This is a genomic window from Anoxybacillus sp. EFIL, assembly GCF_013096955.1.
GTDB classification, from domain to species: Bacteria; Bacillota; Bacilli; order Bacillales; family Anoxybacillaceae; genus Anoxybacillus; species Anoxybacillus ayderensis.
In genome coordinates, this window is sequence record NZ_SDLH01000003.1 from 116710 (window position 1) to 135169 (window position 18460).

Here is an 18460-nt window from a genome sequence, read left to right on the forward strand (position 1 = left end):
TAAATACTTTTTTTCCTCAACAATTCTTTCAAGTCTTGATGCATCATCAGTATTTCCATATCTACCTATTGCAAGTATGGCATGATTCAATAGCTTATCTAAATTGTTATAAAAAAGGTAACTATTCAGCTCACTTTATGATGTGGCTGAATAGTTACGTTTGAAGGACCAGATTCTATCGATTAAGCAATATAATCTCCCTAGCCTCAATGTCTCTGCTTTCTTTACTTTGACTCATAGTCTGAGGAGTGGCAAGAATGACTCTCACAGTTACTTCTTCCGTAAAATCGTCAACACTTAATTTGTTGCCATCTTCATCACTGAATTTTGTTTGGTCTGTGATTCGGACTGTACAAGGATAGCTTATATCCTCTACGTTATTTTTCCTTTTCTTTACTTCATGGGAACAGTCCACGACAAAATAATTTTCTCCAATACTATAAAGCGTCCCTTCAAAAGACTTTGTTCCTGTGCAACCAGTCAAGAGTAAACTAACCAAGACGAAAACAACAGTTCTAATCATTCGAATTACATTCCTTTGTATGAAAAATAATTTTTTATTTAAGCTGTAGATGAGTATTTTTCATCACAATAATTTCCATAACCCAACAGACAAACAGGATACCCCTTAGGCGACATGGAGCTGTTTTTTGACAACATCAATGGGAATCTCTTGCTTCGCCGCGTCATAAATGAACTCGACGACGCTGTGGCCTTTCCGCGATCGAAGAAGCTCCAGCCCGGCAGAGAGGTCTTGCTGGGATTCCGCTATGCTGTACACGCAAGCCAACAAAACGGCCACCCAATACCGTTTGACCGCCTGAATGTGGCGGACGCGGTACCCATCGAGCTTCAGCTGGTCTTTTGCCTGCCGGAAAAAGCATTCGATCGACCAGCGTTGGGCATAGTAACGCAAGATGTCTTCGTCGCCAAGTTCCCGATCGGTGCTCAAGACGCAATGAAGATGTTCCAGCGTCATCGGCTGATCCGCTTTCCAAGCCAGCAGCACCACCGCATCATCGAGGCCATGGATCGCCCCCTCATAACGATACACGCGGTAACGCTTCTTGTCCACCGTGACGAGGCGGGTGTCTTGGGGCTCGATATAGCGGGCAAACAACTTGGCTTGGACCGCGATGCCTTTCGGATAGAGAATTCGGTTCGTCTTGAGCATGGCGATGACATGGAATCCCTGTTTCAGGCAGGCTTCGATGAGCTCTTGGGACGGATACTATGAATCCATGAGCACATACACTGGATGAGCCCGCTTCCCTTTGAGCGAGGAAAGCATCTCGATCGCCAGGTCGATTTTACTCCTTCCCGCCGCCTTGTCATACAGACGAAACGCGAACGGAAACGCTTGAGTGAAGGTGTGCACCATCCGCCAAACGAGCGAATGCCCCCAGACCGATTGACGATCTTTGTGCGAGTAGTGCCAATTGCATCCTTGAATGGCGTGCGTGACCCGTGACGAGGGCTTCGTTTTTTGGCAAATTGTATCATCGATCGAAAGGAAAAGGGGCTGATTCTTCCGTTTGGCCAGGCGTTTGATCTGGCGAAGGATCCATTCCTGAAGCTTCCCAAGCAGTTTTTCCTCGTTCCAAGGGCTTTTCGTGAAAAAGTGGCTGAGCGTGGTTCGATGATTCGGATGAAAACTCCAGTGATGGACATCGGTCAACGTTCCCGAAAATCCCTTGGTGGTCAAGGCATCGACCAGGTGAACGAGATGTTCCCAAGCTGGTTTGGAGACATGCAAGACCAACCCTAACGCTAGGAAAAACTTGTGGATTCCTTGGTGATGTGCTAATCTATTCATGAGACATGAACCTCCTTGTGGGAATGGGTTTTGAGCACATCTATTTTACCCAAGGAGTTCGGTTCATGTCTCCTTTTTTGTTTGGTTGTCAATTTATGTTAGTGAATTTGCTCATCTACAGTTTAAGATTACATTTATCGAAAAAGACAACACAACGCAAAACTAAACTTCTCTCTATTCCCTTTTTATGAGCAGGAGGCTTTTAAAAATGCTCCTAAGGGAAGTAAAGATTACTCATGAACGTTTTATTTGGTAATACGTTATTTCCCTAATCCCTATATTAACAAAGATAATACACAAAAACATTCACCACGTTCTAGGAGATAAACCCCAATAATCTACTATACTTTGTACATGAGTATACATTTTCCACCCATTAGAGCCTACGCCTTCATGTACACCTCTAATCTGGCTACCATAATATGTAGGCGAACCACTATCACCGTTAGTAGAATTATAATCAGCAGCAGTCATATTATTGTGTTCTCTTGCTGAATAATTTGTACTTTTTACAACCCCACATGCATTACCGGTATATGAACCATTCATACATACGTATTGTCCTACATATTCATATGATTCTCTTTGCCAACTGGTAAAGTTAGGCTGTCCATAATTATAATTGCTAGCATAGGAAAGTTGACCTAATGAAATCAGCATTGCATCCAGTTCACCACTATTTACGAGCCTGTAGGCATATCCAAAGTATGAACCGCCTTGACTAAATCTATCACTACTTCTTCCGCAATGACCAGCTGTGACATAGTAAACCCAATTTCCATAAGAAGCTGAAAATCCGCCCGTACACCCCCAACCTGTGTCAATATTGCTAATCCTTAATCCGCCTTCTAATGGCCGTGTATAAGCAGTTCTAGACTCTTCGTAACCACCATCAGATTCAATTACTTCAATATCTGAACCGAATATATTTACAAGTGAATCCCTAGCAGTGCTGTCAAATGGATAAATGCCGATAATAACCTTATTCCTTTGAATATCAGAATATATAGTAGTAACATTTATACCTTGTTCCTTTAATTCATGCTTCTTCGAGAGTACTGTCGAATGTATTTCATCAAGCTGCTTTTCTGATCTTTGTACTTGTTTAAATTTTATTTTTGAATCATTATCAAAAATTTTTCTAATGTCATTTATCTCTTTATTCATTTGTTTTAAATTTTTAGAAAAACTAATTGTTACCACACCTTTTTTCGATTGATCGACGTACAGTCCCCCAGTATGAGTAAAATGTTTGTGGGAGAAAAAAAGACAGGTTCCTGATTTGGTATAATAAGGAACCTGTCAGATATGTAAGCAAAATAGATGAAAAACGGGCTCTCCTCCTGGTAAGGTAGTAAGTGTGAAAAAAATACAACCAAAGAAAGGAGTGGAGCCCAATGCAGGATTATATCACAAACGGCTTGACATTAAAAGAGATCGAACAGTCTTTATTTAGACATATGCAAAAACAATATGGTCATCTCCTTCAACAGGTGTTGGAGGAGATCGACCGCACATTGGCAGAACAGCGGGACAAGAAACGATATGCGCTCAAAGATAAGCGGACGATCCGACTCCAAACGCTATTTGGAGAGGTGGAAGTGAAGCGAAACTACTACTTTGACCGTGAAAAAAAGGTGTATACGTCTTTACTCGATGTCTTTCTTCAGGTCGATGGGGCGCATGGAGTGAGTCCGCTATTAGAGGAGACAGCGATTCATCTCGCCGTGACGGGTTCTTCGTATCGACAGGCTGCGCAGTCGCTTGAAAAGCTGGTGGGGTATGCATGTATGAGTCACGAAACGATTCGCCAGTCCATCATCGAGGCAGAGGTGGAAGGGCACCGTGCGATGGAGAAAAAAGGGCGCGTGTTTTTTATCGAAGCAGACGGGTTGTACGTGAAACGTCAACGAAGCCGCATCAAAGGAAAAGAAGAAAAGATCATCACGATTCACCAAGGATGGGAGAAAAACGGGAAACGCGTATCCTTAGTGAATCGACGGTATATGGTTCATCAAACGAATGAACCGATTTGGGAAGCTGTAGAGAATTTTCTGATGAAGGAATACAGCTATGATCCGTTTGAGGATTGGGTGGTCATCAATGGAGATGGAGCCCCATGGATTACAGCGTGTCGAGAATATTTCGGGGACAGGGGGTACTTTCAGCTTGATCGGTTCCATGTGGCAAGAGAGATTCGTCAATTGTTCCGAGGTCATGCGAGATATCGGGTGATTCGAAAGAAGTTAGCATCATGGGATGAAGAAGGTGTGTTACGAGAACTCACAAGTGCCATCGGTACGTTAGAACATGAGGAGAAGGAAAAGCAACTCGAGGCGCTTGTTCGTCGAATCGAGGAGATACCAGGATGTTTACGTGACTATCGCGTATGGTTGAAGGAAAAAGGGATTGACACGACAAACATGAGGGGGATGGGGAGTGCGGAAGGAACGATGCATGTGTTTGCGAAACGAAGTAAAAACGGTCGAAGTTGGAGGGATGCAGGGATTGAAGCGATGTTGCGAGCGATCGTCGCGATAAAAGATACGTTACTCATTCGGACACGCGATGGAGTGATGTATGGCGTGGAAGAACGAGAAGAAACGAAACGAGAAACGATCGTGAAAAAGGCACTGAAGCGCGTGCAAACGCAAATGACAGAAGTGGTACGAGATAACATCCCATACCTTCGCCAATCTTCAGGGACACCGATTTACGAGGCATTGCAAGCATTGAAAGGTTTTTAAAACGAGAGAAAACGCACATACCTACAGGATGAGAGTAAGTAAAAGCGCTTACATATAACGATTTTATAAAACCATATATAACCAAAAAAATCGGTCGAGAAAAAAATCTCCCACAAAGTCTTGACTCAAACAACCCCAACATCGTCAAAAACTTGTGGATTCCTTGGTGATGTGCTAATCTATTCATGAGACATGAACCCCCTTGTGAGTAGTTGTGGCACATCTATTCTAACCAAGGAATTGGGTTCATGTCCTCTTTTTTGTTTGGTTGTAAATTTATGTTAGTAAATTTACTCATCTACACTTATTCAAGAAAAGTACAATGAGACATTAACTGCGCCTACTGATGAATCCGCCGAGGACAAATCTTTTAGATTGAGCTCCAATTTCGCATATTTTGATGTACTTGATTTGATAGAATGCCAATTGACAATACACGGAATAAATTCTAATATTATAGGACTGTGACGAATGTTGCTGCTTTCTTAACTTGTTGACCATGAGAAGCACTCATTTGTCTAGTCTGAACTTTCAACAAACTACAAAAACAAAATTAATCCTGATTCGAAGACATCCTTATTTGATAAAACGATATAAATTCAACAGAGGGATACAAAAATGAGTAAAGCAAAAATTATATTTACTACCATGACAGGCGTTATCATAGGGTTAATCGTTAGTCTTTTATTATTAGTCATAAAAAGTACCGCAAAAGATTTTTTAAAAACATACTCCCTCGATTGGGTTATTGATGTGCTACTCTTTCTTGTATTTATTTTCATTGTAGTGCAATATATCCAAAAGAAAAGAAAAACTTGAAAGAAAGGATGCCCTCATGCGAAGGCATCCTTATTTTTTACTTCTTCAAGTTGTAGAATGTTTTCATTCCATCGTATACTGCTGTTTCACCTAGTTGATCTTCAATGCGAAGCAATTGGTTGTATTTTTCCACGCGGTCATTTCTTCCTTTTTTATCCATAAATATAACAAAAGTAACTCCTGTGTCCAGCTTACATTTTATTTCTTATTTCACGCTCTAGTTCCTCAATCTCCAACTTCCATTTATCACGTGTACTGTACAGTACTTCACATATAAAACTTGAAAAAGAACTCTTATTTTTGGATATCTCCTGTTCTAATTTTATTAAATCTTGTTTTAGTCTTCTAACTGCTTCCTTTTTTTCTTCGATTGATAAGTATTCATAAATTTTTCTCATTTTTATCTCCCCATGTCATTTTGATGAAACATAAAAATTAAAGAACTAACCAAGTAATCGTTCTTGCAATAGCATCAGCGATAGGTAACGAATATGTACCAGGTACCCCTGCTACCATTAATAAAGAGTTTAACTTATTTTTAATTGTGATTTGAGCCAAATCACTCGCATCATCAACCCAATTTTCGAGATCATCTAGTGATTTCACTACTTTGTCTTTATTATTCTCAAAGTATTTTGCTGTGTCTTTATCAAGCCACTTGAGTATATAGTTTAAAACGTCTCCTCCTTTATCAGTGGCAATTTTAATAATTTTAATTGCTTGTTTAACTAGAAATCCTTTTATCCCATAAGAATGTACATCCTGTTGAGTAATTTGTGATTTTTGAGTAATTGGTATAGTTATTGAATACATATCGGAGGATTCTTCTTTTAGCAGAATAGTCGAGCGATTAGTCATTGCATTTACTGAATCGACATACATCATAAAAACAACTAAAAAACAAAAAAATCCAGTCAAAATCAAGCTACATATTTTCCTCCTCATTTTGACTATCTCACACCCCTAATACATTTTTTTTACAAACCGATTATATTAGGGCTTATTTTTATTTGTCAATATGTTTTCTTCGACATACTTCTTTTAAATTTGACATAATAAACAAAAGGATGCCCACGTGAGGCATCCTTGTTTGCGTTTTTACTTCTTCAAGTTGTAGAACGTTTTTACTCCATCGTATACCGCTGTTTCGCCTAATTGGTCTTCAATGCGAAGCAATTGGTTGTATTTCGCCACGCGGTCTGTGCGTGAAGGAGCACCTGTTTTAATTTGACCCGCGTTTGTTGCGACCGCGATGTCAGCGATTGTGCTATCTTCTGTTTCCCCAGAACGGTGAGAAATAACCGCTGTATAGCCTGCGCGTTTTGCCATTTCAATCGCTTCAAACGTTTCTGTTAACGTACCGATTTGGTTCACTTTAATTAAGATCGAGTTCCCTACACCTTGTTCAATACCTTGCGCTAATTTTTTCGTATTTGTTACGAATAAGTCGTCACCAACAAGTTGTACTTTTTTGCCAAGGCGCTCTGTTAATAACTTATGACCAGCCCAGTCGTTTTCATCTAAGCCGTCTTCGATCGAGATGATCGGATATTTGTTAACAAGCTCTTCATACCAAGCAACCATTTCTTCAGACGTTTTTACAACGCCTTCGCCTTCTAAATGGTATTTGCCTGTTTCTTTGTTGTAAAGTTCAGAAGAAGCAACGTCCATCGCAAGCATGACTTCTGTGCCTGGTTTGTATCCTGCTTTTTCGATCGCTTCAATAATTGTTTCAAGCGCTTCTTCATTTGATTTTAAGTTTGGTGCGAATCCACCTTCATCACCAACCGCTGTATTGTAACCTTTTGCTTTTAATACCGATTTTAAGCTATGGAAAATTTCCGCACCCATACGAAGCGCTTCACGGAAGTTTGGTGCGCCAACTGGCATAATCATAAATTCTTGAATGTCAACGTTGTTATCTGCATGCGCACCGCCATTTAAAATGTTCATCATTGGCACTGGCAACGTTTTCGCGTTAAATCCGCCTAAATATTGATATAAAGGAATACCTAAGTAATCGGCAGCTGCGCGCGCGACAGCCATCGATACGCCAAGGATGGCGTTCGCACCTAATTTTCCTTTATTTTCTGTACCATCTAAAGCGATTAATGCGCGGTCAATCGCTACTTGCTCTGTTACATCGTAGCTACCGATTAACGCTGGCGCGATCACTTCGTTTACGTTTTTCACCGCTTGTAATACACCTTTACCGAGGTAACGACCTTTGTCGCCATCGCGCAATTCAACAGCTTCGTATTCCCCTGTTGATGCTCCGCTTGGAACGAGGGCGCGTCCAAATGCACCAGATTCTGTGTATACTTCTACCTCTACTGTCGGATTGCCGCGAGAGTCTAATACTTCACGAGCATAAATGTCAATAATTGTTGGCATCGTTCATCTCTCCTTTAGTTTATTTTTGAATTAACGTTTTTCCTGTCATTTCTTTTGGTTGTTGTAAGCCGAGTAAATCGAGCATCGTTGGCGCCAAGTCGCCTAAAATACCGTCTTGGCGAAGCGTAATGCCTTTTTTCGTGACGATGACCGGCACCGGATTTGTCGTGTGCGCCGTATTTGGGCTGCCATCTGGATTTAATACTTCATCTGCATTTCCGTGGTCTGCCGTAATGATCGCAATACCGCCTTTAGCGATGATTGCATCAACAACTTTTCCTAAACATTCGTCGACCGCTTCAACTGCTTTAATTGTCGGTTCTAACATTCCAGAGTGGCCAACCATATCAGGATTTGCGTAGTTTAAAATGATCGCATCGAATTTGTCCGCTTCAATTTCTTTTAATAGCGCTTCTGTCACTTCGTATGCGCTCATTTCTGGTTTTAAGTCGTATGTTGCCACTTTTGGCGAGTCAATTAAAATGCGCTCTTCGCCAGGAAACTTTTCTTCACGACCGCCGCTCATGAAGAAAGTAACATGTGGATATTTTTCCGTTTCTGCAATACGCAATTGCTTTAACCCGTTTTGTGATAATACTTCACCGAGCGTATTATCAAGGTTCGTTGGCTTAAATGCCACGTACCCTTTTACTGTTTCACTAAAGTGTGTTAAGCATACGAAAAACAAGTTTTTCGGATGTTTCGGTCCGCGATCAAATGAACGAAAATCATCGTTCGTAAACGTATTTGAAATTTGAATCGCACGGTCAGGACGGAAGTTGTAGAAAATGACCGCATCGTTATCTTGAATCGTCGCGACTGGTGATCCATCTTCACGAACGATAACAGATGGCAAGACGAATTCGTCATAAATGCCATTTGCGTAAGAATCATCGATGCACGCAAGCGGATCACGGTATGATGGACCTTCGCCATACACCATCGCACGATACGCTTTTTCTACGCGCTCCCAACGTTTGTCGCGGTCCATGGAATAATAACGACCAGATAGCGTAGCAATTTCGCCAACGCCAATTTGTGCAATTTGTTCATTTAACTGTTGAATATACGTTTTCGCTGTTTGTGGACCGACGTCGCGTCCATCTAAAAAGCCGTGAATATACACATGTTTGACGCCTTCTTTTGCTGCTAGCTTCAAGAGAGCAAACAAATGATTAATATGGCTGTGCACGCCGCCGTCTGAAAGAAGTCCGAAAATGTGCAAATTCGTTCCATTCTTTTTCACATGATCCATCGCTGCTAAAAACGTTTCGTTGCGCTCAAATTCGCCTTCACGAATGGCGATGTTGACGCGCGTTAAGCTTTGGTACACAATGCGACCGGCCCCGATATTTAAATGGCCAACTTCCGAATTCCCCATTTGTCCTTCAGGAAGCCCAACCGCTTCACCGCACGCCGTTAACGTCGCATGTGGATATTCATTCCAATATCGATCAAAGTTTGGCTTTTTCGCTTGTGCAACCGCGTTACCAAACGTTTCTTCACGAAGAGCAAATCCGTCTAAAATAATTAATGCTACTGGTTTTTTGCTCATTTTCCTGCCTCCACGAGTTGTAAAAACGATTGTGGTTGTAAGCTTGCACCGCCAACGAGTGCACCGTCAATATGCTCTTCCGATAAAAATGCACCGATGTTTTCCGGTTTCACGCTACCACCGTATTGAATGCGCACCGCATCAGCAGCTTGTTGTGAAAATGTATGGGCAATCACTTGACGAATATAGCCGCATACGTTGTTTGCATCTTCCGCTGTAGACGATTTTCCTGTTCCAATCGCCCAAATTGGTTCATAAGCGATAACAACTTGTTTCACTTGCTCTTCTGTTAAGCCAGCAAGCGCTTTTTCAACTTGTGCGCCGACCACTTCGTTTGTCCGGTTGTTTTCACGCTCTTCTAACGTCTCTCCGCAACAAACGATTGGTACAAGTCCATGTTTAAATGCCGCAAGCACTTTTTTGTTTACTGTTTCATCTGTTTCCGCAAACATTTCACGGCGCTCTGAGTGACCGATGATGACATACTGTACACCGATATCTTTCAATGCAACAGGGCTAATCTCCCCTGTAAATGCGCCTTGATCTTCGAAATGCATATTTTGCGCACCAATTTTTACATTTGTTCCTTTTGTAGCTTCCACTAAATGCGCTAAAAAGAGCGCTGGAGCACAAACAACCGTATCAACTTGCTCGTTTGAAGGAACAGCATGTTTCACTTCTTCAACAAATTGAAGCGCTTCTTGTAGCGTTTTATGCATTTTCCAGTTTCCTGCAATAATCGGCTTCCGCATCGCTTTTAACCCCTTTCTTACTTATCGTTTAACGCGACGACACCTGGAAGTTGTTTTCCTTCCATAAATTCAAGCGACGCACCGCCACCTGTTGAAATGTGATTCATTTTGTCTGCCAGTCCAAATTTCTCAACTGCCGCTGCTGAATCGCCGCCACCGATGACCGTATATGTACCTTCTGCATCAGCAAGCGCTTGAGCAACTGCTTTTGTCCCTTCCGCAAACGCATCCATTTCGAATACGCCCATCGGACCGTTCCAAATGACGAGTTTTGATTTTAAAATGACATCGCGGTACAATTCACGCGTTTTCGGACCGATATCAAGCCCTTCCCAGTCGCTTGGAATTTCGTCGATGTTCACTACTTTTTTGTTTGCATCGTTTGAAAAATCGTCCGCAACAACTGCATCAACAGGCATGTAGAAGTTCACGCCTTTTTCTTTCGCTTTCTCCATGAAAGATTTCGCTAACTCGATTTTATCTTCTTCTAATAATGATTTTCCGATTTCGTGGCCGAGCGCTTTTACAAACGTGTACGCTAACCCGCCACCAATAATTAAATTGTCAACTTTGTCTAATAAGTTTTCGATCACACCAATTTTATCTTTTACTTTTGCACCACCGATAATTGCTGTGAACGGACGATCTGGATTTGACAATGCCTTTCCTAATACTTCAATCTCTTTCTCCATTAAGAAGCCAGCAACAGCAGGTAGATGATGCGCAATACCTTCTGTTGAAGCATGTGCGCGGTGAGCTGCCCCAAACGCATCGTTGACATATACGTCAGCAAGTTCTGCAAATGCTTTCGCCAACTCTGGATCGTTTTTCTCTTCGCCAGGATAGAAACGGACGTTTTCAAGCAACAATACATCGCCTTCATTCATTTGTGCAATCGCCGCTTTCACCGCATCGCCATACGCTTCATCTGTTTTTACGACGCGCTTGCCGAGCAGTTCGCTTAAACGTTCCGCCACAGCAGTGAGGCGCATTTCTTCAACAACTTTTCCTTTCGGACGGCCAAGATGGCTCGCCAAAATGACTTTTGCTCCTTGTTCCATTAAATATTGAATCGTTGGAAGCGCGGCGCGAATGCGCGTATCGTCAGTTACAACACCGTTTTGCATTGGCACGTTAAAATCGACGCGGCAAAAGACACGTTTCCCTTTCACATCAATGTCACGAACTGTTTTTTTGTTCATGGAAAGGCCTCCTTATTCGTGTGATACATAGAAGGGGAGTGGGGATGATCCCCGCTCCCCTTCTCGGTATTTCCAACTATTTATTATAAACCGTTTTGGGCAAACAATCCAAAAAATTATAAGCCTTTTGACGCAATGTATGCAGCAAGATCAACAACGCGGTGAGAGTATCCAGTTTCGTTGTCGTACCAAGAAAGAACTTTCACCATGCGACCTTCCATCACCATTGTTGAAAGCGCATCGATTGTTGAAGAAGCTGTTGAGCCGTTGTAGTCACGAGAAACAAGTGGCTCTTCGCTGTAAGCAAGAATACCTTTTAACTCGCCTTCTGCCGCTGCTTTCAATGCTGCGTTCACTTCTTCTACCGTTACTTCTTTTTCAAGTTCAGCAACAAGGTCAACAACAGATACGTTTGGTGTTGGTACGCGCATCGCCATACCGTTCAATTTTCCTTTTAATTCAGGCAATACAAGTGCTACCGCTTTTGCTGCACCTGTTGATGTTGGAATGATAGATTCCGCTGCTGCACGCGCACGACGTAAATCTTTATGTGGTAAGTCAAGAATTTGTTGGTCGTTTGTATATGCGTGAACAGTTGTCATCATACCGCGGATAATACCGAATTTTTCATGCAATACTTTTGCAAATGGCGCTAAGCAGTTTGTTGTACAAGATGCGTTTGAAATCACATGATGGTTTGCTGGGTCATATTTGTCTTGGTTTACGCCCATCACGATTGTAATGTCTTCATTTGTCGCAGGGGCAGAAATGATTACTTTTTTCGCGCCTGCTTCTAAATGTTTCGCTGCGTCTTCGCGTTTTGTGAAGCGTCCTGTTGATTCAACAACGATATCAACACCAAGATCGCCCCATCCTAAGTTTGCTGGGTCGCGTTCTGCTTTTACGATAATTTCTTTTCCGTTTACAACGATGTTATTGCCGTTTACAGACACTTCTGCATCTAATGTGCCGTGAACAGAGTCATATTTTAAAAGATGTGCTAACGTTTTTGCATCTGTTAAGTCGTTTACTGCTACTACTTCAATTTCAGGATTTTTTAATGCTGCGCGAAATACGTTACGGCCGATACGACCAAAACCGTTAATACCAATTTTTACTGCCATCGTTTGTTCCTCCTTTGGAATTGTAGGGATATATTTTAGAGGGATGAATCATCCCGTACTAACTGTTTTGCTGCACCTTCATCTGTAATTAAGATGCACTGATTTGCCTGCTTTATATACGCTTGAATCGCCTTTGCTTTCGAAGCTCCTCCTGCAACCGCAATGACGCAAGGGACGTGGCGTACATCTTCGAGCTGAATGCCAACTGTATTTACTTTATGCACGACGTCTCCGTGCTGATTAAAGTAATACCCAAACGCTTCCGCCACCGCTTCGTTTTGTTCAATTTTTTTCATTTCCTCTAGTGGCGTTTTTCTTCGTTCTGCCATCGTTTTTGCATCGCCAATTCCGTGAATGACGATCGTTGATGATTTAATTAATTCAAGCACTTCTCGAATCGCAGGTTCTTCAATAATCGATTGGTACGTTTCAGCACTTAGCTGGTCAGGGACATGTAACAAACGATAATGTCCCATTGCTTTTTCAGCCATGCGCGCACAAATTGTGTTTGCTTGGTTTGTTACATCTTCCCCAAGTCCACCGCGCGCAGGAACGAACAGCACATCGCGGTATTTAGCGTCAGGTGTCATCATTTCAGCAACAGCAGCAAGGGTTGTTCCACCCGTCACCGCAACAATGTCATTCCCTTTTAGCGAATGTTTTATTCGTGAGACACAAGCTCTTCCCATCTCTCTTTTTACCCAAGGAGACTGGTCGCTATCACCAGCAACGACAATGACGTCTTCGACAGGAAGCTTCTTTTTTATTTTTCTTTCTAATTCTTTCAGTCCTAATACTTCTCGCATCATATCTTCTAGTTGCATGAGCACATCATTTCCTTCAGCTGTAATGCTCATGCCTGCAGCTGTAATATCGAGTAAATGTTGCTCTTTTAAAAACTGCACTTCCGACCGCAAGACGCGCTCGCTAATGCCTAAGTTGAGCGACAACGTTCGCCGTCCGATCGGTTGCATTAACCGAATGTGCTGCAAAATTTCATACCGTTTTTGCATAATCGCGAGAAGATCAGGCAACAATTTTCGTTGAACATCAATCCATTGTCGCATGCTCTTTTCTTCCTTTTTACTCACTTTTTTCTCTATTTGGACGTTTTAAGTCCCACTATGACGTATTGTGTCCCACTTTGTGTAAAAAAATTCACCCCTGCCACATCTTTATTGTAACAGGAAGTGAAACGTTATTCAACTGCTTCGTTTTTTTTGCAACCGCTTTCTTATGACATCTTTGTGAATACGGCCATATGCCACCATTTCTCCATCGACTTCAATGACTGGAATGATAAGATGATACTGTTCAAGCAATTGCTCATCTTTGTAAATATCGACTTCTTCCCATTCCACTTGTAACTCACGAAGAATCGCTTTCGCCTCATCACAAAGACAGCAATTTTCTTTCGAATATACGATCACTTTCATGTTTTGTCCCCTCTATGCATATTGCTTTCGTTTCGAAGCTGGCGGAATGTGAAGCTGTTCGCGATATTTTGCAACCGTGCGCCGCGCAACACAAATATTGTAACGTTGTTCAAGTAAATCAGCAATATTTTGATCAGAAAGAGGTTTTTGACTATTTTCTTGTTTAATGAGTTCAGCAATTAAACTTTTTACTTTTTCTTGTGATGCATGTTCATCGACACCACTTGTAAAAAAGCGGCGCATTTCAATTAACCCATGAGGCGTTTGCATATATTTATTTTTTACTGCGCGACTAACTGTCGATTCATGCATGTGTAATGAAGCTGCAACATCACGCATCGTGAGCGGTTTCATATGGAGCGAACCTTTTTCAAAATAATCGCGTTGTTTATCGATTAACTCGAGCGTAATTTTCTCCATCGTCGTCGCTCGCTGAGTTAAACACCGCTGAATCCAATGAAACTGCTGCCTTTTTTCTTCGATATATTTTCGAACATACGGATCGTCCGTCTGTATTTTCCGTTCATACGCTTCATTCCATACAACCGTTGGAACGATTTCCTCATTCATCGTCACCGTCCATGTTCCGTTATCATATGACACGATGACATCCGGTACAATGTACGTCATTTGCTCATCATTATATAAACTTCCCGGACGTGGATGAAGCGTGCGAATGAGTTCCCACACTCGTTGTAAATCGCTTAATTCCACACCTAGTTTCGCTTTTATTTCTTTCCACTTTTTATTGACAAACGGTTCAAAATACTCCGTGACAATGGTCTCCGCTAACTCATCCCTTTCTGGAAGACGAATGAGTTGTAAATATAAACAATGTGACAAATTTTCCGCTCCTACTCCCGCTGGATCAAGTGAACGTAACATATGCAGAGCATTTGACACAACCGTTTCTTCCAATTGAAGATGGCAAGCCGCCTCCGCAATCGTCGTATGCAAATAACCCCATTCATCAAGCGAAGCAATGAAATAATCGAGCGCTTTTTTATGCTCACGAGATAGGCGCATCCCAACAAGTTGGGCATGCAAGTGGGAAGCAAGCGAGCGATTAAAAGCGCTTACATTTTCAATATAATTCATCCGATCTGTTTGTTCACGCCGCCTATGAGTCGTCCGTTTTCGCTCTCGCAGCTCAATAAATGGATTTTCAAGCGCTTGTTCGTGTAAAAGCGATTGCAATTCTACCGTTGAATATTGCAACAATTCAATCGCTTGGACAAGCTCTTTTGTCAACGCAACTTTTAGCTCTTGCCTTTGCGTTAATTGCATCTCCATTCATGCCATCTCCCTTCATCCTCATTTTATCATCTCGATCAGAAAGAGACGATAAAAACTTGTTGGATGTTTTTTCTACTATGCATATGCATTGAAGGCATGTTATCATTCTTATAGAACAAGCGAGCAAGCCTCGCAAAATTTATCCATTCGTCCGGTGTGGCTCACCGGACTTTGTTTTTATGTCAAAAAACCCTGCTTGCCACGCAAGCAGGGTTTCATAACGCCCTCGGCAGGATAATAACCATATACCTAAAAGTATTGATATTTCAATATTTGAGCCACACGTTCTTTTGTATCGTGCAAAATTTGTGCAAAATTATTTTCGGTTGCTATCCCGTGCAAAAAAGGCGGATCACTCCGCCTTTTCCCATATTTCATCGAGTGCGGCATTGAAAAACCACATGCTGCGACAATTCTTCATTAAAACAGTCATCATTTCTGTTTTATTGGCTATGGAAACCAAAAAACTTGTCAAAGTTCGTTACTAATTAAGAGACTGCAATAGTCGCCAAATTTTATCCAACTCTTCAATATCATCGGAATGCCATTTCCTCGATTTTAACTCTATCAAGAGTTTTTCAGTAGCATTTAAAATGGATTGTTGTAATTGTGCTACTTGACATAAACACGTGAAGACAATTTGTTGAGAATCACTTTTATTCCTTACAAATTCCAATCCGATCGTGTGCTCTGAAATTTTCTTTCCCTTCATAAACCAAGGTCCATCCATAAAGTCGAATTCATACACTGTCCCAATTCTATCATTTTTAATATTCATAATGTTTTTTTGCCACCATCCTAGAATCACCACCACAAAATCATTCCAGCCTTCTTCGGGAAAAAAGAAATCACCAATCTTTAGATAAATTTCACCTATAACATTTCTACTAGTGTTCATGAATATTGAATTTGTATTTACTACAACTTCAATGTCTTTTAACAACATAATCACCCTTTCTAAAATTTAGGATAAGCAGTCTCTATGATTTTTGTCTTCAGATTGACCCACATTTCTATTTTCATTCCTCCCCCATATCCTTCAATTTTCACCCTATCGCCTTGAGATTTTAACTTTTTCCCGTTTTTATAAGCCTCTATAATTGCCTTTTCTATTTGTTTAGTAGTCATATTTTCAGGAAACAAATCTTTCTTTCCGCTTTGTTTTGCCCGATTTCCCGATTTAATATGACCTGATAAGATATGCTCCATATCTATGCTTATAGTTTTGTATGAGGGAAGATTTATTGGTTTTGTTTTCGAAATCTCACTTAGGAATTTTTGATCAAACTTAACTTCGATTTTACTTCCTAGCTTAGCTAATTTTATTTCACCGTTGACTATCTTTCCACCCGGAATAAAACTTAAAGCCGCAATAACTTTATCAATTGTATCAGCGCTGGGATTCAATAAAGTTTTAATATCATCTCCAATGATAAAATCAAATCCTAGTTTAGCGATTTCCTTTAAAGATTTTACCACTTCTCCCCACGTAGAATCTTTAGAATGAACCTTATTTTCCAATGCTTTATACTTATTCTGAATAATCGTTTTTTGATTATAATAATTTTTTTGCTGTATGCCCTGCTCAATAGCATGATAAGTGCTTTTTCCCGCCAAGCCATCCGCTGTCAACCCATGGGCCTTTTGAAACCTTTTCACTGCTTCTGCTGTTTGTTTACCGTAAATACCATCAATAGCCCCAACGTTATACCCCAATCGTTGAAGCTTAGCCTGCAAATCTTTTACCGCTTGTCCCCGATCTCCTTCCCTAAGCGTCTGACCTGTCCAACGATCATCGCTACCTGATGAGTTTGATCGGGACACTGTTGTTTGTGTTCTGACATACTTTTGCAGAGCTTGGTACGTTTGTTTCCCCGCAATTCCATCGGCCGTGATTCCAACCTTCTTCTGAAATTCCTTCACAGCCTTCTCTGTATTTGCTCCGTAAACTCCATCAATCCCCCCAGGGTTAAATCCGGCTCTGTAAAGCCAAGATTGCAATGTCTTCACATAATCATTTCTATCACCTCTTTTTAGCGTTTGCCCATTCCATAAATTATTTGCAAAGTTAGATGGATAAGTGACTCTACCAACACTATCCACAACGTACATTTTTGATCCTCCTAGTTATTTTTTGTTTATTATCATATCAGACAACCATCATGGAAAATGTCGAAACATGTCGTAAAAAACAAAAAATCCCCTGCCGAGTAGCAGGGGAATCATACAATAATCGTCGGGTATCCTTTTTTCTTCAATTCTTCTGCCAGTCGTTCCGCGTTTTTTCGGTCACTGAACGACCCGACTTGCACGCGATACAATTTTCCGTCAGTCGATTTTTGTTGTGATTGTGGCTTTGCTTTTTGCGGCAATCCCAAAAACTTCGCCACTCCGCGCGCGTGTGCTTCGCCAACTGCCTTTATGAATGCCTCGTTTTTCAAGTATTTTGCGTCGTTGCTGTCGATGAATAAGTTTTCGGTCAAAACGGCTGGCATTTTTGTTTCGCGTAACACAGCGTAATTAGCCCGTTTCTTGCCTCGGTCTGTGATATTTCCGAACTGACGCATAGCCGCTAGAATTTCGCCATGCAACACGTTTTGCAAAGCGACCGTTTGGGAAGAAACGCCGCCGTTGTATACAAAAGATTCAAAGCCCGTGCCTTTCCCAGCATTGATATGCACGCTGACAAATACGTCCGCGCCCCACTTGTTCGCCATGTCTGCGCGTTGGGACAACGTCAATGTTTGGTCTCCTGTACGAGTGACACGTTGTTCAAAGCCTGTGTAGTTAGCTTCGAGGTAAGACATTGCATATTCCACGATTTTATGCGTCAACTGTTTTTCCTGCAATCCATTTGCAACCGCACCAGGATCGTTGCCGCCGTGTCCTTTATCCCATATAATTTTCATTTCTTCTCTGCCTCCTTACTTTTCCCTTTCAATACTTCAACAGCCTGGGTCAACCGATCTGGCACGGGAACCCCCATACGCCCAGCGTTTTCAAAAATACTCAACAATTCATTGGCCATATAAAAAACGATAGTCGCATCTCGGAACATGTTTTTCGTTCCAAGCGCGCTATCTACCAAATGGGCGAGTGCCACCATGACAAAAATCATAACCTTCTTAATAATACCTTTGAATCCAATCTTGCTTGATAAAGTTTTCTCTGTGTAACCAGCAGCCAATCCACTAACGTAATCAATGACAACCATCCAAAATAAGGCGAGTAACAGTCCTGTTGACTCTCCAAACAAATACCCAATCACAGCTCCAACCACAGCCGCGCCGGTTTTGTATACAATATCGAATCGTTCCAT

18 protein-coding genes and 2 pseudogenes are annotated in these 18460 nt (G+C 41.5%); 2 read left to right on the top strand and 18 right to left on the bottom strand.

The window, feature by feature from the left end; translation table 11 throughout:
- Positions 1-175 precede the first annotated feature (175 nt).
- The 3 genes and pseudogenes from ES017_RS06595 to ES017_RS06605 all read right to left on the bottom strand — a co-directional run bounded on the left by ES017_RS06595 (position 176) and on the right by ES017_RS06605 (position 3019).
- Entirely contained in the window at positions 176-523 is a 348-nt protein-coding gene (locus ES017_RS06595) for a hypothetical protein (RefSeq protein ID WP_042894423.1), read from the bottom strand.
- Between the two features lie 105 nt (positions 524-628).
- Positions 629-1816: pseudogene (locus ES017_RS06600) on the bottom strand (IS701 family transposase).
- A gap of 306 nt (positions 1817-2122) precedes the next feature.
- Positions 2123-3019: a chymotrypsin family serine protease gene (locus ES017_RS06605; RefSeq protein ID WP_171334896.1), complete on the bottom strand. Its 897-nt coding sequence runs from the start codon at positions 3017-3019 to the stop codon at positions 2123-2125.
- Between the two features lie 194 nt (positions 3020-3213).
- Between ES017_RS06605 and ES017_RS06610 the strand changes: the two genes are divergently transcribed.
- Both ES017_RS06610 and ES017_RS06615 read left to right on the top strand, forming a co-directional pair.
- The gene (locus tag ES017_RS06610) at positions 3214-4563 is read left to right on the top strand and encodes an ISLre2 family transposase (RefSeq protein WP_171334897.1); all 1350 of its coding nucleotides are present in this window, start codon (positions 3214-3216) and stop codon (positions 4561-4563) included.
- 618 nt (positions 4564-5181) lie between these two features.
- Positions 5182-5382: a hypothetical protein gene (locus tag ES017_RS06615; RefSeq protein ID WP_042894412.1), complete on the top strand. Its 201-nt coding sequence runs from the start codon at positions 5182-5184 to the stop codon at positions 5380-5382.
- A gap of 37 nt (positions 5383-5419) precedes the next feature.
- On the opposite strand, the pseudogene ES017_RS16080 reads toward ES017_RS06615, so the two are convergent.
- The 15 genes and pseudogenes from ES017_RS16080 to ES017_RS06690 form a co-directional block, all read right to left on the bottom strand.
- Positions 5420-5527, bottom strand: a pseudogene (locus ES017_RS16080) (hypothetical protein); the annotation flags it as partial.
- Between the two features lie 46 nt (positions 5528-5573).
- Positions 5574-5780 carry a hypothetical protein gene (locus ES017_RS06625; RefSeq protein WP_019417451.1) on the bottom strand — a complete coding sequence of 69 codons (207 nt, stop codon included), beginning with the start codon at positions 5778-5780 and terminating at the stop codon, positions 5574-5576.
- Positions 5781-5817: 37 nt separating this feature from the next.
- The gene (locus ES017_RS06630) at positions 5818-6306 is read right to left on the bottom strand and encodes a hypothetical protein (protein ID WP_019417452.1); all 489 of its coding nucleotides are present in this window, start codon (positions 6304-6306) and stop codon (positions 5818-5820) included.
- Positions 6307-6480: 174 nt separating this feature from the next.
- Complete coding sequence (eno, locus tag ES017_RS06635; RefSeq protein WP_009362285.1) at positions 6481-7776, bottom strand: phosphopyruvate hydratase; 1296 nt, start codon at positions 7774-7776, stop codon at positions 6481-6483.
- A 19-nt stretch (positions 7777-7795) separates the two neighbouring features.
- Positions 7796-9331, bottom strand: a complete 1536-nt coding sequence (gpmI, locus tag ES017_RS06640) for a 2,3-bisphosphoglycerate-independent phosphoglycerate mutase (RefSeq protein ID WP_009362286.1) — start codon at positions 9329-9331, stop codon at positions 7796-7798.
- The gene (gene tpiA / locus ES017_RS06645) at positions 9328-10083 is read right to left on the bottom strand and encodes a triose-phosphate isomerase (RefSeq protein ID WP_021093689.1); all 756 of its coding nucleotides are present in this window, start codon (positions 10081-10083) and stop codon (positions 9328-9330) included. Before tpiA ends, gpmI begins: the two co-directional genes overlap by 4 nt.
- A 17-nt stretch (positions 10084-10100) precedes the next feature.
- The gene (locus ES017_RS06650) at positions 10101-11285 is read right to left on the bottom strand and encodes a phosphoglycerate kinase (protein ID WP_021093690.1); all 1185 of its coding nucleotides are present in this window, start codon (positions 11283-11285) and stop codon (positions 10101-10103) included.
- Positions 11286-11401: 116 nt separating this feature from the next.
- Entirely contained in the window at positions 11402-12409 is a 1008-nt protein-coding gene (gene gap / locus ES017_RS06655; protein ID WP_009362289.1) for a type I glyceraldehyde-3-phosphate dehydrogenase, read from the bottom strand.
- 35 nt (positions 12410-12444) lie between these two features.
- Positions 12445-13476 (bottom strand): sugar-binding transcriptional regulator, encoded by a 1032-nt coding sequence (locus ES017_RS06660; RefSeq protein WP_021093691.1) that lies wholly within the window; start codon positions 13474-13476, stop codon positions 12445-12447.
- A 135-nt stretch (positions 13477-13611) separates the two neighbouring features.
- Positions 13612-13845, bottom strand: a complete 234-nt coding sequence (locus ES017_RS06665; RefSeq protein ID WP_021093692.1) for a glutaredoxin family protein — start codon at positions 13843-13845, stop codon at positions 13612-13614.
- A 12-nt stretch (positions 13846-13857) separates the two neighbouring features.
- Complete coding sequence (rpoN, locus tag ES017_RS06670) at positions 13858-15138, bottom strand: RNA polymerase factor sigma-54 (RefSeq protein ID WP_021093693.1); 1281 nt, start codon at positions 15136-15138, stop codon at positions 13858-13860.
- Between the two features lie 487 nt (positions 15139-15625).
- Complete coding sequence (locus tag ES017_RS06675) at positions 15626-16087, bottom strand: hypothetical protein (protein ID WP_033020066.1); 462 nt, start codon at positions 16085-16087, stop codon at positions 15626-15628.
- 11 nt (positions 16088-16098) lie between these two features.
- The gene (locus tag ES017_RS16155; RefSeq protein WP_171334898.1) at positions 16099-17253 is read right to left on the bottom strand and encodes a peptidoglycan-binding protein; all 1155 of its coding nucleotides are present in this window, start codon (positions 17251-17253) and stop codon (positions 16099-16101) included.
- Positions 17254-17363: 110 nt separating this feature from the next.
- Positions 17364-18050 carry an N-acetylmuramoyl-L-alanine amidase gene (locus tag ES017_RS06685; RefSeq protein WP_171334899.1) on the bottom strand — a complete coding sequence of 229 codons (687 nt, stop codon included), beginning with the start codon at positions 18048-18050 and terminating at the stop codon, positions 17364-17366.
- On the bottom strand, positions 18047-18460 hold the full coding sequence (locus tag ES017_RS06690) for a phage holin family protein (protein ID WP_171334900.1): 414 nt from the start codon (positions 18458-18460) through the stop codon (positions 18047-18049). The genes ES017_RS06685 and ES017_RS06690 overlap by 4 nt, the downstream gene beginning before the upstream one ends.